The 15,963-nt window shown below is 63.5% G+C and carries 12 protein-coding genes and 1 tRNA gene; 10 read left to right on the plus strand and 3 right to left on the minus strand.

Annotation, left to right across the window (positions count from 1 at the left end):
• Nucleotides 1–29: 29 nt before the first annotated feature.
• Entirely contained in the window at nt 30–1,031 is a 1,002-nt protein-coding gene (locus BMON_RS03280; protein ID WP_033512597.1) for an AEC family transporter, read from the minus strand.
• 227 nt (nt 1,032–1,258) lie between these two features.
• Between BMON_RS03280 and BMON_RS03285 the strand changes: the two genes are divergently transcribed.
• Nucleotides 1,259–1,340: transfer RNA gene (locus BMON_RS03285), tRNA-Leu, on the plus strand.
• Between the two features lie 574 nt (nt 1,341–1,914).
• On the opposite strand, the gene BMON_RS03290 is transcribed toward BMON_RS03285, so the two are convergent.
• On the minus strand, nt 1,915–2,721 hold the full coding sequence (locus BMON_RS03290; protein ID WP_237745308.1) for an SDR family oxidoreductase: 807 nt from the start codon (nt 2,719–2,721) through the stop codon (nt 1,915–1,917).
• Between the two features lie 740 nt (nt 2,722–3,461).
• Between BMON_RS03290 and BMON_RS10550 the strand changes: the two genes are divergently transcribed.
• The 9 genes from BMON_RS10550 (at nt 3,462) to cydC (ending at nt 14,617) form a co-directional block, all read left to right on the plus strand.
• Nucleotides 3,462–4,040: an excalibur calcium-binding domain-containing protein gene (locus BMON_RS10550; RefSeq protein WP_051917830.1), complete on the plus strand. Its 579-nt coding sequence runs from the start codon at nt 3,462–3,464 to the stop codon at nt 4,038–4,040.
• A gap of 133 nt (nt 4,041–4,173) precedes the next feature.
• Nucleotides 4,174–5,517, plus strand: a complete 1,344-nt coding sequence (locus tag BMON_RS03300; protein ID WP_051917831.1) for a ClC family H(+)/Cl(-) exchange transporter — start codon at nt 4,174–4,176, stop codon at nt 5,515–5,517.
• Between the two features lie 353 nt (nt 5,518–5,870).
• Complete coding sequence (locus BMON_RS03305) at nt 5,871–6,119, plus strand: GlsB/YeaQ/YmgE family stress response membrane protein (RefSeq protein WP_033512600.1); 249 nt, start codon at nt 5,871–5,873, stop codon at nt 6,117–6,119.
• Nucleotides 6,120–6,261: 142 nt separating this feature from the next.
• A complete protein-coding gene (locus BMON_RS03310) occupies nt 6,262–6,477 on the plus strand; it encodes a CsbD family protein (protein WP_033512687.1) in 216 nt (71 codons plus the stop codon).
• 378 nt (nt 6,478–6,855) lie between these two features.
• Nucleotides 6,856–8,031 (plus strand): NAD(P)/FAD-dependent oxidoreductase, encoded by a 1,176-nt coding sequence (locus tag BMON_RS03315; protein ID WP_033512601.1) that lies wholly within the window; start codon nt 6,856–6,858, stop codon nt 8,029–8,031.
• A gap of 60 nt (nt 8,032–8,091) precedes the next feature.
• Complete coding sequence (locus tag BMON_RS03320) at nt 8,092–9,591, plus strand: cytochrome ubiquinol oxidase subunit I (RefSeq protein WP_081882829.1); 1,500 nt, start codon at nt 8,092–8,094, stop codon at nt 9,589–9,591.
• The gene (gene cydB, locus BMON_RS03325) at nt 9,588–10,610 is read left to right on the plus strand and encodes a cytochrome d ubiquinol oxidase subunit II (RefSeq protein WP_033512603.1); all 1,023 of its coding nucleotides are present in this window, start codon (nt 9,588–9,590) and stop codon (nt 10,608–10,610) included. The genes BMON_RS03320 and cydB overlap by 4 nt, the downstream gene beginning before the upstream one ends.
• A 211-nt stretch (nt 10,611–10,821) precedes the next feature.
• A complete protein-coding gene (gene cydD / locus BMON_RS03330; RefSeq protein ID WP_033512605.1) occupies nt 10,822–12,672 on the plus strand; it encodes a thiol reductant ABC exporter subunit CydD in 1,851 nt (616 codons plus the stop codon).
• A gap of 7 nt (nt 12,673–12,679) precedes the next feature.
• Complete coding sequence (gene cydC, locus BMON_RS03335; RefSeq protein ID WP_051917832.1) at nt 12,680–14,617, plus strand: thiol reductant ABC exporter subunit CydC; 1,938 nt, start codon at nt 12,680–12,682, stop codon at nt 14,615–14,617.
• Nucleotides 14,618–14,627: 10 nt separating this feature from the next.
• Here the strand turns inward: cydC and BMON_RS09195 are convergent, their stop codons facing one another.
• Entirely contained in the window at nt 14,628–15,602 is a 975-nt protein-coding gene (locus BMON_RS09195; RefSeq protein ID WP_051917833.1) for a polyprenyl synthetase family protein, read from the minus strand.
• Nucleotides 15,603–15,963: the final 361 nt, after the last annotated feature.

Consider the following 15,963-nt stretch of genomic DNA (forward strand, 5'->3'; position numbering starts at 1 on the left):
TCTCGCCCGCACGGATCAAGCGTACACAATCAGACGTGCAGGATCATATGGGTGCCGACCATCATCACGATGGCTAGGACGGCGGTGAGCGACAGGGTCAGTCCGGCCAGTTTCGCGTTGCCCAGCACGCGGTCGGTGAACATCGTCGAGAACACCGCGGTCGGCGCCATGCAGCACAGGGCCACGGCCTCGCGTACCAGAGGATCGAACGGCAGTAGATACCACGCCGCGGCGGCGAATACCAGGCCGCACGGCACGCGCCAGGCGATGACTTCGGCGACGGCGAGGACGTCGCGCCGTGACTCGGGCAGATCGGTGAGCATGCCGACCATGAGCATCGCGCAGAAGGCGTTCGCCGTAGCGAACGGCTGCGAGACCGTCGCCACCCACTGCGGCATGCTCAGGCCGGTCACCATGAGCGCGATCATCACCAGATACACGTCGAAGGATGGTGAGGTGAGGAAGCCGCGTGCGATGTTGCGCAGCAGCGCCCGTCTGGTCAGTCTGCGGGCGTCGCGGTCGGCGGGCCGCGCATACTGCAGGGTGGGGGCCGCCCCCGCGTGCTGTTCGGCCAACGTCGCGCCGGGTTTGATGTGCAGCAGGGTCTGCGTCATGACGTTGGTGCCGGCCGCGACCATGATGTTGTTGCCGATGTCGAACATCGCCGCGGGCACGAGCGCCGCAGGGCCGAGCAGCGACTGGAGCACGGGGAAGGTGAAGCAGCCGATGTTGAACCCGGACGAATTGAGCATGAGGAATGCGCGGTCGGCGACTGGCCGGCGCCTCGTCGCCAGAAAACCGAGTGCCGCCGGCAGCAGCGCCGCCACGAAGGAGAGTGCGGCGATGAGCAGCAGCGAGGTGGGGTGCGGATTGGTGGCGAAGGAGTAGATGATGGCCCCGGGCAGCACGAGGTTGAATTCCGCCGTCTGCACGACGCGGTAATCGCGGTCGGAGAATAGCCCGAATCGTTTGAACAGGTAGCCCGCGAGGAGGATGAGCAGCAGGGTCAGCGGCTGAATGGTGGCGGACATGGCGCTCCTCTTGCGAAGGCTCGACGGACTGCGGGCGTACGACCACCACTGTAATGCGCCCTGTTCATAAGCGACATGTTGTAGATATCCGACGTGTTGCAGATAAGCGCGGCGTTGTCGATGAGCCACCTGCTGTTAATGAGCCAAGGCGTTCGCGGTGCATGCTAGATTGGTCACGTTGTTCCGGCGGATGGGTGCGTGGTCTCCCATGCGGCATCCGGGGCGCCGCGAGCATGGCGGAATTGGTAGACGCGCAGGATTTAGGTTCCTGTGACTGCGGTCGTGAGGGTTCGAGTCCCTTTGCTCGCACTTTTTGCGATGTTCAGTAATCTCTTCTGTGAGTGGGTGAGGTCTACTGCCGTCTTGGTTTCCGTTGTTGATCTCTTGTCTTACGAATTCATGGCAAATCATATGTTTCACGGGCTATCACGATAAAGTGTGCTCAAAATGTAGTCAGAAATGAATGACATGATAGCCCGTGAACATTGGCATCAGGTGAGTACCGAACCCGCGTAATCAGTTTGGAAGACTGATTTCAACGTGCCCGGACCGACTCTCGTCATTGAGGTCGATTGACTAAGGGGGGCCTATCGTGACCCTATCTCCCCGGGTCTAGATCTCGGGTACCCACGTCGCGGGCAGTGCGCGGAATAGGCACCCCTGCTATCCTGTGGTCATGCTTGACGCCGATGTCCTCCACCACGATTTGGCCGTTTTCGATGCGGCCTGCCAGCAGCTTTATGATGATGGTCTCATGTCGGAGGAGACACTGGTCAGATTGCATGGGGTGGTGCATCGGGAGGCGTGGGAGATGGGTCCACAGCTGGCCTGAGCCCCGATGGCGGACCGGTATAGGCGGATCCGCCATCGGGTGCGGGCGTCATCAGAAGATCGGTCTTCCACCGGTCACTGCGAGCACCGTACCGCTCACATAGGAAGCCTCGGCGTTGTTGGCGAGGAACACCATGGCCCCCGCGAGCTCGCTCGGCTGCCCCGGCCTGCCCAAGGGAGTGTTCCTCCCGAATTCCGGGATGCTTTCGGCAGGCATGGTCGACGTGATCAACGGCGTCCAGATCGGTCCGGGAGCAACGGCATTCACCCGGATCCCCCTCGGTCCTAGCTGCTGCGCCAGATTCGCGGTGAAATTAGTCAGAGCAGCCTTCGTGGCCGCGTAATCGATGAGATTCCCGGACGGGTCATAAGCCTGGATCGACGTGACATTGATGATGCTCCCCCCGGATTTCATATACTTCAACGCCTGCTGTGTGACCAGGAAGGTACCGATCAGATTCGTGCCGAACACGTCACGCATCTGATCCGCGGTCACATCCTCTAAACCATTCGGACGCCGACCCCACTGCGTACCCGCGTTGTTGACCAGCACATCCAACCCACCCAGCGCGGACGCGACATCATCGACAAGCTCCCTGGCCCGCTTCTCGTCACGGATGTCAGTCTCGAACACCCGGCACGAACCACCACCGTCGACATCAATCAACTCGCACGTACGCCGCGCGTCCTCGAGTTCCGACGACAGACAGGATATCGCCACATGCGCCCCTTCCCGGGCGAAAGCGATAGCCGTGGCACGCCCGATTCCCGAGTCGCCCCCCGTGATCAGAGCCCTCACCCCTTCGAGCCTGTTCCTACCGACCCAGGAGTTCTCGCCATGGTCCGGTTCAGGCGTCATGGCCGCCGTCGTACCCGGAGGGTTCTGTGTCTGTTCACGGAAACCTGGCCCTGGATGGTTCGGTGCCCTGTTTGTATTTTTTTCAAAAGTATCGAGACCTGTCATCAGAGTTCCTTTCCTGGAAGGCTGACAGACGTTCACCGAATCATGGAATCGGCGCGCCTACTGATTCGAATTCCTGTTCACATTCGGCCGTGCCACGCCGCACGGCCGAAAACACAACAGACCGGAAGAAACGGCCACCCGGCCTGCCCGAGACGCTTATAAGCAGTTTGACGTGCGCGCCCCGCCGCGTATGGCGGCTCCGCAACATCATGGATAAGGCCACCGCCCGCACAACCAACAGTAGAGGGCCTCAACACAGGACACAAAACAAGACGATCTTTCAGCTGATGGAAGAAAACTACCCGGCCACACCCACCGAAGCCCACCACCACCTTCCACTGTCACACCCCAGAGGTCGCAGTGGCCATGGTGCTGGGGTTGTGTGCATGCGGCGGGTCGACGGGTGATGGAGAGCATGAGGCGACAGCTCCGATGACGGCCGCCTCCGCTTCTGCCCCTGCTCGCGAATCGGACACCGGCAGTTACTCGGAGGTCGCGAAACTCGGTCTGGTGGGAATGGCGTGGACGGATGCGCGCAAGATATTGAACCATGCGCATATCGACAAGGGCGAGTACACGGTTGAGACTTCGGATGGAAAACAGTCTGGAAGAAGTCCAACTGGATCGTCAAATCAGTGTCGGATGACGATGGTTCCCCACGGATTCTGCTCGTACATGAATCCGCAAAGGATCGGGCCGCCCGTGACAAGCTTGCCGAAGCGAAACGGGGCCTGACCGCCAAGGTGCATGATGTCCGCGCATTGCTGAGTTCCTCAGATGGCAAGGTGTCCGACGACAATACACGCAACACGTTGCACGGTGACATAGATCGTGTGGCCACGCTCGACTCCAAGAGCCTCCCGGATTACGAGGATGGGGTCAATGCCCTGCAGCGGGATATGGATGCCGTGCGGCACAGCATCGATCAGAAAGTCGCCGATCAAAAGGAGGCGGAACGTAAGGAGGCGGAACGTAAGGAGGCGGAACGAAAGGAGGTGGAACGAAACAACGCTGAACATCAGCATGATGGTCAGACGAATTCGGGAACCCCTGCTCCGGACCAGAACCCACCTCAACCGCCGGCGCAGGATCAGAATGTCTTCTACGCCAGCTGCGCCGCGGTCAGAGCTGCCGGGAAGGCACCCATCAGGGTGGGAGAGCCTGGGTATGACCACCGTCTCGATCGCGATGGCGACGGTGTCGGGTGTGAATGAGTGATCGGGCAACCGCCGCGATGTCGCCTGGGCGGTGACGGCCCTCGTCCGCACGCGTGGTCATCGTGAGACGACGCACGCGAATCGGATGGCGTCGCGGGCCTCGTCCGTGTGCGTGGTTATCGTGCCAAGCATGGGCAGGAAACGGGCGGATGTCTTGCGGCGCATGATGCGCCGAGTGGCGGTGGCGTCGCACCGGACGGTATCGCACCATACCGTGTCCCTGCGGCTCGTGGGTTGGTCCGTGCTCGTGGGCGTGCTGGGCGGGGCGGTGGTCAGCGCGTTCCGTTGGCTGTTGGCGAGGGGCCTGGAGACGGTGCAATGGTGGTATTGGGGGCTGCCGAATCATCTCTGGCAGATCGTTCCCGCTATTGCGGGCTGTCTCGTGGTGTCGGCGGTGATCGCCGGGTTGATCGCCTCGCAGCCACTCATCAAAGGGTCGGGCATCCCCGACGTCGAACGCCGTCTGCGCGGCCCGTCGGCGCTTTCGTTCCCGTGGTGGGACGTCTTGTGGAAGAAATTCATCGGGGGCATTCTCGCCATTGGTCCGGGCGCATTCGCGGGGCGTGAGGGCCCCAGCATTCAGCTCGGCGCCTGCGTGGGCATGGGGTTGTCGGACAGGACGGCGACGACACGTCGGTTCCGGCGTGAGCTCGTCGCTGCAGGCGCCGCGGCAGGGCTCGCCGCCGCCTTTAATGCCCCGGTGGCCGCGGTGCTCTTCGTGGCGGAGGAGGTCTACGGCAGATTCTCCCTGCAGATCGGCATGTCATCCTTCGCCGCCGCCCTCGCGTCGGATGCGGTCGCCCAGCAGGTTTTCGGATTGGCTCCGGTCTTTCGCTTCCCCACGCTGGCCGCGCCGGGTCTGGGTGAGTACGGTGCGCTCGCGGTGCTCGCCGTGGCCCTTGGCCTGGGGGCGTGGGCATATGCGTGGACCGTGTTGCGTTCCGATCGCTGGTATGTGCGCTGCCATATCCCTGTCTGGCTGCGCGCGGCCGTGCCGCTGCTGCTGACCATGCCGGTGGGCCTGTGGCACCCCGTGCTGCTCGGCGGTGGCAACGCGCTCATCAACGCGTTGGGTGGCAGCGGGTATGCCCTGCCGATCGTTGCGGGATTTCTGGCCGTGCGGTTCGTGGTGTCGCAGATCACTTACGGTTCGGGCAGTCCCGGCGGCATTTTCCTGCCGATTCTCACGTTGGGGGCCCTCGTCGGGGCGGTGTGTGGAGGTGTGCTCGGCGACCTCGGTTGGGCGGGGCGGCCGTCCATTGTCCCGATCCTCATCGTCGCCGGGATGAGCGGGCTGTTCGGCGCGGTGAGCAAGGCCCCGCTGACTGCTGTGGTGCTCGTCGCGGAGATGACCTCGTTCGGCGTGCTCATGCCGCTGGCGTTCGTGACGTTCATCGCCTACATCATCTATGACGTGCTGGGTGGACGGCCCATCTACGAGGCGTTGGGCGGCCCCGCACCAATCCGGCCCTGACACATGCTGACGATTGCTGAAGGATCCTGAAGGGTTCTTACGGTTTTCGAGGATTTTGACGCATTCCGGCGTATCCTCGCGTGTATCCCGGCGCATTCCGGCGCGCATCGCCTAAACACAATATTTTACAACAATCGCGGCGGCATCGTGACGATATTCGTTCTCGGTGGATTGTGCAGCCGCCTGGGAATCTGCTACCAACAGCCGTCATGTCAAGCGCCGCAAGGCCTGAGGGCGGTGTCGTCCCGGCGTTCGTCCCGGCGCATTCAGGTTGCGCAGTCTTCGCTGTGATAGCCTGTAACGACGACAGATCGGCTGGTCGCTTTTTGAGACCGGTCAGTAAGGAGGCAATAATGATTTGGTCCATTATCGTAGGCGCAATTATCGGTGTCATCGCGGGGGCGATTACGAATAAAGGCAAATCCATGGGGTGGATCGCCAATATCTTGGCGGGACTCATCGGGTCGTCGATCGGGCAGGCATTGTTCGGCACTTGGGGACCCAGCCTTGCGGGTATGGCGATTGTTCCTTCCATCATCGGTGCGGTCATTCTCGTGCTCGTCGTCTCCTTCGTCATCCGAAGCGTCAACAAGGACAAGTAACACCCGGTCCGGTGAGGCTCGGCGCGCGGCGCTGGTCACAACACGTTAGAAGCACGGCGCCGACACCACCGGCACCACAGGTGTCAAGAGATGTCAACCAACCAACAACCCAATCAACAACAGAAAGCAGCAGGTGCATATCATGGCAGATGACAACCACGCAGCGGACAACAAGTTCGATGAGCTCAAGGGCGCGGCCAAGCAGGCCTTCGGCCAGGTGACCGGGGACAAGAAGGCCGAGTCCGAGGGTCTGGTCGAGAAGACCATGAGCAAGGCCAAGGAGGCCTTCGCCGACGCCAAGGATGCCATTGATGGTGTCGGCGAAGGTGTCAAGAACTCCAAGGGCGACAATAAGTAACGACAACAAGTACACAAGTACACAAGTAACTGACACAAGCAGGGGAGCAGTAACCCCGGTGTCCTGATCCGCGATCTCAGTTCGATGACCGCGGATCAGACCGGCCCGCCGCATGATCGTAAGATCCGCGGCGGGCCGGTCTCGTTATGTGTGGGTATGCCCCGTGCCAGGCGGCGGATGTCGACCACTCGATCGCAATGTGAGATATTCCTCAAAACGGCACGTTTCGGCCCCTTCACGGCCGTTCACCGCGTTGCCGTGCGGTCGGATTGACTATACTCATGGGCAGTGGGCGGATTCCCGCGTCATCGGGGAAACGACGACGTTTGCCAATCCACCCCGCAGGAAATTCACTCTGTAATGCTGAAGGCGGCAACAATGGCGACTATAGCGGTTCTCGGGGGCGGTTACGCGGGGCTTCGGACGGTGAAACGTCTGATGCACGACAAGGTCGACGCGCATATCGTGCTCGTCAACAATCATCCGTATCACTACGAATCCACCCAACTCCATGAGGTCGCGGCGGGCACGAAGACCTCGGCGGACATCACGTTCGACATCCGCGAGGCCGTCGACCACCGGGTCGACGTCGTCATCGACACCGTCGTCTCGATCGATCGTGAGAACAAGCGCGTCATCCTCGAGCACGGCGAGCCGCTGGCCTACGACTACCTGGTCAATGCGCTGGGCTTCGAGTCGGAGACCTTCGGCGTCAAGGGCGTCAAGGAGCACAGCCTGTCGTTCACCGACATCGATTCCGCCGTGGCCGTCCACGAGCACATCGAACGCACGCTGGCCAACTACGCCACAAGCCACGACGAGAACGACCTGCATATCGTCGTGTGCGGGGCCGGGTTCACCGGAATCGAGCTGCTGGGCGAGCTCGTCCACCAGGTCCCGCGCTGGACCAAGCAATACGGGCTGCCCGAGGGCGGCATGCGCATCATCTGCGTGGAGGCCGGCAAGAAGATCCTGCCGATGCTGCCCGAGGATCTTTCGACCTGGGCGGTCGACTTTCTCACCAAGCACGGCGTCGAGATGCACCCCGGCACCGCGATCACCGAGGTCAAGCCGGGCGTCGTCATCGGCGGCGACCTCGAGTTCCACGCCAACACCGTCATCTGGACCACGGGCGTGCGCGGCAGCCACGTCATCAACGACTCCGGATACGACCAGAAGCGCAATCGCGTGGTCGTGGGCGAGGACCTTGCCGTGGAGGGGCACCCCGGGGAGTTCCTCATCGGCGACGTTTCGGCCGTCCCCGACGCCTCTTCCGGCAGGCTCTATCCGACCACCGCGCAGATCGCCATCGCGCAGGCCGACGCCGCCGCGGCGAACGTGGCAGCCCTCATCGACGGCCGCCCGACCCAACCCTTCGTGTTCAAGAGCGTCGGCACCGTGTGCTCGCTGGGCCCCCACGAGGGCGTGGCCAGCATCGACATGCTCGGACACTGGAAGCTCAAGGGGCACAAGGTCTCCCTGGTCAAGAAACTGGTCAACGACCGCTCCGTGCTGGAGCTGGCGCATGTCAAGGAAATGCTGGCAAGCAACTGACGCATCGGCCGCCGGAACCACCGGAGGCGTGCCGCAGCGCTTGGGAAAGGAAGCACGGTCGTGAGTATCCTAGGGTTGTCGCGATTCCAATTCGCCATGACGACCATATTCCACTTCTTCTACGTGCCGTTATCCATCGGTCTGGCGCTCTGCGTCGCCATTTTGGAGACGATGTACGCCGTGAAGAAGCATGAGATCTATCTGACCATGGCGAAGTTCTGGGGCAAGGTCTTCCTGCTCAGCTTCGCGGTGGGCGTCGTCACGGGCATCATCCAGGAGTTCCAGTTCGGCATGAACTGGTCGAACTACTCGCGGTTCATGGGCGACATCTTCGGCGCCCCGCTAGCCATCGAGGCGCTGCTCGCGTTCTTCCTGGAGTCGACCTTCATCGGTGTGTGGATGTTCACGTGGGACCGGTTCAAGCCGGCCGTCCACGCCGTGTTCATCTGGCTGGTGTGCCTCGGCTCGATCATGTCGGCCATCTGGATCCTGGCCGCGAACAGCTTCATGCAGCACCCCACCGGATTCGAGATCAGCAAGCAGACGGGGCACGTCAAACTGCGCAGCTTCACCGATGTGATCGGCAACCCGCAATTGTGGCGCGCGTTCCCGCATGTCATCTTCGGCGCGGTGCTGACCGGTGGCATGGTCATGCTCGGCATGGCCGCCTTCGGTCTGCTGCGCAAGCGTACGCAGCACAGCGACTCCGACCGGATCTTCTTCACCAAGTCCGTGAGGTTCGGTGCCGTCGTCGCGCTGGTGGGCGCCGTCCTGACCATCGGGGCCGGAGATCTGCAGACCCAGTTCATCATCGACGACCAACCCATGAAGTTCGCCGCGACCGAAGGGCTCTACGAGGACAGCGGCGACCCGGCGGCGTGGACCCCCGTGGCCCTGATCGACGAGGGGGCCAAGACCTCCAAGGGCATCGAGATCCCCTACATGCTTTCGCTGCTTTCCTACCACCGCCTGTCCGGCGGGGTTAAGGGCATGAACACCATCAACCAGGAGCTGCACCAGCAGTACGACGGCAAATTCGGCGCGGACATGAACTATTACGTGCCCGTCAATGTGCTGTTCTGGAGCTTCCGGTTCATGGCCGCGGTCGGCTTCGGGGTGGCGCTGGTGGCGTTGCTCGCGCTGTGGTTCACACGGCGGAACAAGACGACGCTGCTGCGCAACCGGTGGATGCTGTGGGTGCTGGGGGTGTGCACCTTCCTGCCGTTCATCGGCAACACCGGCGGCTGGCTCATCACCGAGATGGGGCGCTACCCGTGGATCGTGTACGGCCTGCTGACCATCGCCGACGGCGTCTCGCCGACGGCCACCGTGGGCAGCCTGCTGTTCACCAACATCGTGTACTTCCTGCTCTTCCTGGTGCTGGGCGGTGTCATGATCTTCTATTCGCGTCGGGTGCTGTTGCAAGGTCCGGCCGGCGACGGCCTGCCGATCGAGGATATCGACGGCATGGATGGCCCGGATGGTGCGGCCCTGCATCTGGCGCCGAAGGGTACGGCCGGTGCGGCCGCATCGCATGAAAGGAGCGTGGAGCTCGCATGAGTGTGCTGCAAGGATTATGGTTCTTCGTCATCGCGTTGCTGTTCGCCGTATTCCTGTTCCTTGACGGACTGGACTTCGGCGTCGGCATGGCCACGCGCTTCATCGCCGAAGGTTCCGAGGACCGGCGGCTTTACATGCGCGCCATCGGCCCGCATTGGGACGGCAACGAGGTCTGGCTCATCACGGCGGGCGGCGCCATGTTCGCCGCCTTCCCGCTGTGGTATGCCAGCCTGTTCTCCGGCTACTACCTGCTGCTGTTCCTCGTGCTGGTCGCACTCATCCTGCGCGGCGTCTCCTTCGAGTTCTCGGCCCATGCGCTGACCCGACGTGAGCGCAACGTATGGCAGTGGACGAACTTCGTCGGATGCCTCGCGGCCCCGTTCTTCCTGGGCATGATGCTCACCAGCCTCATCCAGGGCGTGCCGATGGACAAGGACGGTAACGTCTGGGCCGGTTTCACCGACGTGTTCAACTGGCTCTCCGTCGTCGGCGGTGTGGCGGTGGTATTCTTCTGCTTCGTGCACGGGCTGCATTTCCTTAGCCTCAAGCTCGACGCCAATCGCTCGCGCCACATGCTCAACACGTCGCGCAAGCTCTACTGGATCGCCTACCCGGCTCTCGTCGTCTTCGTGGTCCTCGCGTTCTTCCTCACCGACTTCTACCGGTTGCGGCCCATCACGAGCTGGCTGATCACGGTGATCATCCTCGCCGCGACCGTCGTCGCGCATCTGGCGGCCACGAATCATCGAGGTGGCGTGGCCTTCGTGGCCTCGGGCCTGACGTTGGTCGGCGTGATCGCCTTCATCTTCAACGGCATGTTCCCGCGCGTGATGGTCTCCCGCGGAGGCATGCACGACCTCATGGCCGCGAGTGCCTCGGCGAGCCCGTACACGCTGCGCATCATGACGGTGGTGCTGGTCGTGCTCCTGCCCATCGTCCTGGCGTACTTCATCTGGAGCTACGTCATCCAGCGCAAGCGCCTGTCCGTCTCCGACGAAAAGGCTTCGCAGGCTTACTGACCGCGTCGGCGCCCGACCGCGTCCCCCCCCCCGTGCACTCATGACGTTTCGCCTATGCGAGGCGTCCTGGTACGGGGAGGGCAGTTGCCGGGCGCCGTCGTACCATATCGAATATCCAGTGTGACGGGCGCCGCTAGGGCGACGTTCGGCGTCGGCCCTGATGACGTACGGCATCAAGGAGGCGCGATGCCGATGAAGGGGATGCAATCCAGTGATCGATCCACGTCTGCAGAAGTTCCCGGGCTTCCGGGCCGCCATGAGCGTGCTGATGCTGCTGTCGCTCGTCCAGGCGCTGGCGATTCTCGGCCAGTCCTATGGGCTGACCGAGTCGTTGGTGCGTCTGTGGCAGTTGCGGTCGTTGGACGCGCTGCCCGTGCCTGTGGCCGTGTTCGCGGGATCGTTCGTGCTGCGTCAGCTGTGTGAGGTCGGCAAACAGCGCGTCGGCACGCGTTTCGCCGACCGCACCATCGCGGAGCTCAGGCCCCGCGTCCAGCGCGCGATCTTCGCCGCGGGCCCCTCGAGCATGGCGCGGCGCGGTACCGGTGCGACGGTGACGATGCTCATCGACGGGCTGGATCAGACGAAGACCTACATCCAAACCGTCCTGCCCAAGATGATGGATATGTCCATCATCCCGGTGGTCGTGCTCATCGTCGTCTGGTCGCAGAGCTGGCTGAGCGGCCTCGTGCTGCTCTGCGCGCTTCCGCTGCTCATCTTCTTCATGGCGATTCTGGGCATCGCCGCCCGCGACAAGTCCGACCGTCAATACGAGCAGTTCCGCATGTTGAACAACCGTTTCGTCGACACCATCCTGGGCCTGCCGACGCTCAAGATGCTCGGCGTCTCGCAGGCCTACGAGCGCGAGGTCTACACGGTCAGCGAACGATTCCGCAGAAGGACCATGGCCGTGATCGGCGTCGCGATGACCTCGACCTTCGCCCTCGACTTCTTCACCACGCTGAGCATCGCCATCGTCGCGGTGTTTCTGGGCAACAACCTCATTGGCGGCGCCATCGCGCTCTTCCCGGCCCTGTTCGCCCTGATCCTGGCACCGGAGTATTTCCTGCCGATCCGGCAGTTCGGCAACGACTACCACGCGACCCTCAATGGCAAGAACGCCCTGAACGACATCATGACCCTGCTTGAAACCCCTGCGCCCCCGCGCGACGAGACGACGGCCTGGGATGGTTGGACGCCTTCCAGCACGCTGGCCCTGCACGATGTGACATTCTCCTACCCACGGGCCGAGGAGCCCACGGCTCCGGCCAAACCGTCCACACCCGATCGTGGCCGTAGGCGTCGCGGCGAACGCGCGACGACGGCGTCGGCCGAGACAACCGTCTCGCTCGGACCGGTGGTCCTGGATGGCCTCGATCTCGAGTTGCACGGCCATGAGCGCGTCGCCGTCATCGGGCGCTCGGGCTCGGGCAAGTCGACACTGGTTAACCTCCTCGCCGGATTCCATCTGCCCCAATACGGCACGATCACCCTCGACGGCACACCCCTGCCGCATCTCAATGTCGCCGCCTGGCAGCGGCATATCAGCTACATCCCCCAGACGCCGTACATCTTCCACGGCTCCATCGCCGACAACATCAGGTTCTACCGTCCCGATGCGCCCGACGACGAGGTGTGCGTGGCCGCCAATCGGGCCGGACTCGCCGACTGGCTCGCCACATTGCCGCACGGTTTGGACACGGCGATCGGGGAGGGCAACCGCGGCATCAGCGGCGGCCAGGCGCAGCGGATCGCCCTGGCCCGCGTGATGCTCGACGGCAGCCGCGAGATCCTGCTGTTCGACGAGCCCACCGCCCATCTCGACATCGAGACCGAATACGAGCTCAAACGCACCCTACTGCCCGTGATGCGCGACCATCTGGTGATCCTCGCCACACACCGGCTGCACTGGCTCGACGACGTGGACCGCGTGGTCGTGCTCGATCACGGCCGCATCGTGGAGCAGGGCGACCCCCGTGAGCTCAAGGGCCGGGGCGGGGCGCTGGACGAGTTGATCGGCGAGATGGGAGGCAACCAGATTGACGGATACCACACCAATGACTGAAACACCAATGACTGCAACCATGGGTACGAAGGCCGCCGACGAGAATGTCGCCGGCGCAGGTCCGCAACCCCACACGGCGACGCGCCATGCGACACCGCAGGACGGGTCCACATCATCCACGGGGCAGTATTCCGCGGTCAACGGGTCCGATGAAACCAATGAGGACCGCACGCGGCCCGGCCTGCGGCGGTATCTGCGGGTATGGCGCCACGACCACTGGTTCTGGCCGTACCTCAAGCAGAACCGCGTGCGCCTCACGCTCATCTTCCTGCTCGGCGCCCTGACGTTCGTGTGCGGGGCGGGACTCATGTTCACCTCGGGCTTCCTCATCAGCCGTTCGGCCCGACACCCCTACAACATTCTCATGGTCTACGTGCCCATCGTGCTCACGCGAGCCTTCGGCCTGGGACGCCCCACCTTCACCTATCTCGAGCGCATCCAAAGCCATAACTGGGTGCTGCACGTCGTGTCGAAACTGCGCGTGCAGCTCTACCGCACGCTGTCCAGGGACGCGGCCTTCCTCACCGAGCACGAGCGAACCGGCTCGGTGCTCGGTGTGCTGGCCGACGATCTCGATCACCTCGAGAACTTCTATCTGCGTACGATCTTCCCGGCCGTCGTGGCCTACATCATGTGGGTCGCCGTCACCGTCGCCGTCGGTGTGTTCTCCTGGCCGACCAGCGCGCTCATGTTCCTGTTGCTCGCCCTTGTGCTCGTGCTCGCCCCCATGGTCTCGTTGGGCTTCGCCGATGGGCGCTACCACCGCGAGAAGGTCGCGCGCCAGGAGGAGTACACCCGCGTCACCGAAGGGTTCCTCGGACTGAGCGACTGGGTGATCACGCATCGCTCCGACGAATTCGCCGCGGCCGGAGCCAGCCAGTTCACCACCATTGCAGCGAGCCGGCGCGAGCGCGAGACCTTCGAACGGCACAGAAACCTCGCCATCCAGCTGGTCTTCGGCATTGCGGCGGTGGGTCTCATCGTAGGCTCGGCGCTGTTCCTGACCGGCACCACGGCGCACGCCGACTTCGCGGCCGCGGTCGTGCTGTCCCTGTTCCCGCTCATCGACTGCTTTATTGTCGTGGCGCAGGCCGCGGCGGAGATCCCGCTGTACACCGATTCGCTCAGCCACCTCAATGCCCTGACCGATCGGGTCGAGAGCCATCGGCCCGTGGATGTGCCCCAACGCCGCCTCGATGGGCCGGTGAGGACCATCGACTTCGACCATGTGACCTTCGCCTACACCCCGGATGACCCGCCGCTGCTCGACGACTTCACGCTGCACATCACCACCGGCCAGAAAGTGGCGCTCCTCGGCCCCAGCGGCGAGGGCAAGACGACGATCCTGCAGTTGCTGCTGGGCGACCTGCTGCCGCAATCCGGCGAGATTCGAGTCAACGGCATCCCCGTGCGGGCCCTGCAGGATGCGCGGTCGGCCATCTTCGGCTATCTCAACCAGGCCCCGTTCGTATTCAACACGACCATCGCCGCGAACATCCGCCTGGGTGTGCCCGAGGCGAGCGACGCGCGGTTGTGGAAGGCGTTGGAGGATGTGCGTCTCGACGCACAGGTGAAGGCCATGCCCGGTGGTCTCGACGCCCCGGTGGACGAGTCGGGCCAACGCCTGTCGGGCGGGCAGCGCCAGCGCCTCGCCCTGGCCAGGATCCTGGTCAAGGACACGCCCGTGATTCTGCTCGACGAACCCACCATCGGACTGGATCCCATCACGGAGCGCGACGTCATGACCGTCATCCTGCGGGCCAGCGCCTCACGCACGCTGCTGTGGGTGACGCACCATCTGCAGGGTCTCGAACAGGCCGATTGCATTGTCTTCCTCGAGCACGGCCGCATCGTCATGCAGGGCAAACCCGCGGAACTCTATCGGATGAACGCGCGGTTCCGGGCCCTGTACCATCTCGATGTCGGCGAAAGCGACGGGGACTGAGCGCCAACCTTCAGATGCTGGCGTCGAAACGACGCAGCGTCGTGTCGAGCAACGTCCTGATTGGCTCGTGCATCGGCACGGTATCGAGTGCCTCGGCGGCTTCGTGCACGTGGTATGACGCGATGGATCGGCTCTCGCGCATCGCCTGGGGGTGGTCGGCGAAATACGTCACGACGGCCTGAGGGTCGTTGAGGATATCAGCCATGGCGGGGTCCTCGCGCAGGGCCAACAGGACGGGCAGCGTGTAGATGCCGTCGGCGATGTCCTCGAGCTTGGGCTTGCCGGTGTCCTTGGACAGATCGAAATCCTGCAGATCGTCGACGATCTGGAAGGCGGTGCCCAGATGGTCGCCGAAGTTCGTCGCCGCCGTGATCCACGCGTCGGCGGGCGCCTCGTCGCCGCTCAACCGCAGTCCGGTGAGGCAGGCGAGCCGGAACAGCGCCGCGGTCTTGCCGCCGATGGCCTGCATGTAATGGTCCACGCTCACCGTGGTGTCGTGGCGTGAGGATTCCTGCATCAGCTCGCCGGCCACGATCTCGCGCAGCGTCGATGACTGTTCCCGGACGAATGCCAGATTCGGGGCGATTGACGCCATGATTTCCATGTACCGCGTCAGGATGAGGTCTCCCAGATAGATCGCGGTCTTGTTGCCGACGATGGTCTGCACCGTGGGCTGGTTGCGCCGTACCGGTGCTCCGTCGAGGACGTCGTCGTGCACCAGCGTCGCCAGATGCAGCATTTCGATGGCGGCCGCCCCCGTGATGACGAGGTCGTCGAGCCGGTCGGGCGCCGGTGCCGATGCATTGCCGCGGGCGCGGGCGTGGGCGAAGGCCAGCACCAGTGAGGCGCGGATCATCTTGCCGTGGTTGTCGAGCAGTTCGCGATATTGGTCGGCATAGGGCTCCACCGAGGTGCGCTCGCGGTGCAGGGTCTCGATGACCCGTTGCATATCGGCATGCAAAACCGTGTCCCGTCTCAGTGCCATGCGCTTCCCTACTCTTGTGGTGTCGTTGCTGCCAGTCTACCCATCACCATCCGATAAGGCCGTGCACGATATTCGATACGCCCCGGCATGGTGGCGGGGTCGCGCCGAGTGTGTCATGCGCCGGCGTCCGAAAGGCGGGGCCAGGGCGGGCGGACCGCGGGTTATTGCCTCCGGCTCGCCCGGGTACGGGTATCTGCCTTCGCGCCGTCGTGCACCCGCACCGCTCGTGCACCTGCCTCCGCCTGGGACGCACCACCACGCCCGGCAGGGCCTGGTCAAGGCAGCCGCACCTCCACTACCCAGCACGGTGCAGACGACCTTACCGGCCAGGGACCCATCGAAGCCATCGTCCTTACATCGT

This window comes from Bifidobacterium mongoliense DSM 21395, assembly GCF_000741285.1.
Lineage (GTDB): Bacteria > Actinomycetota > Actinomycetes > Actinomycetales > Bifidobacteriaceae > Bifidobacterium > Bifidobacterium mongoliense.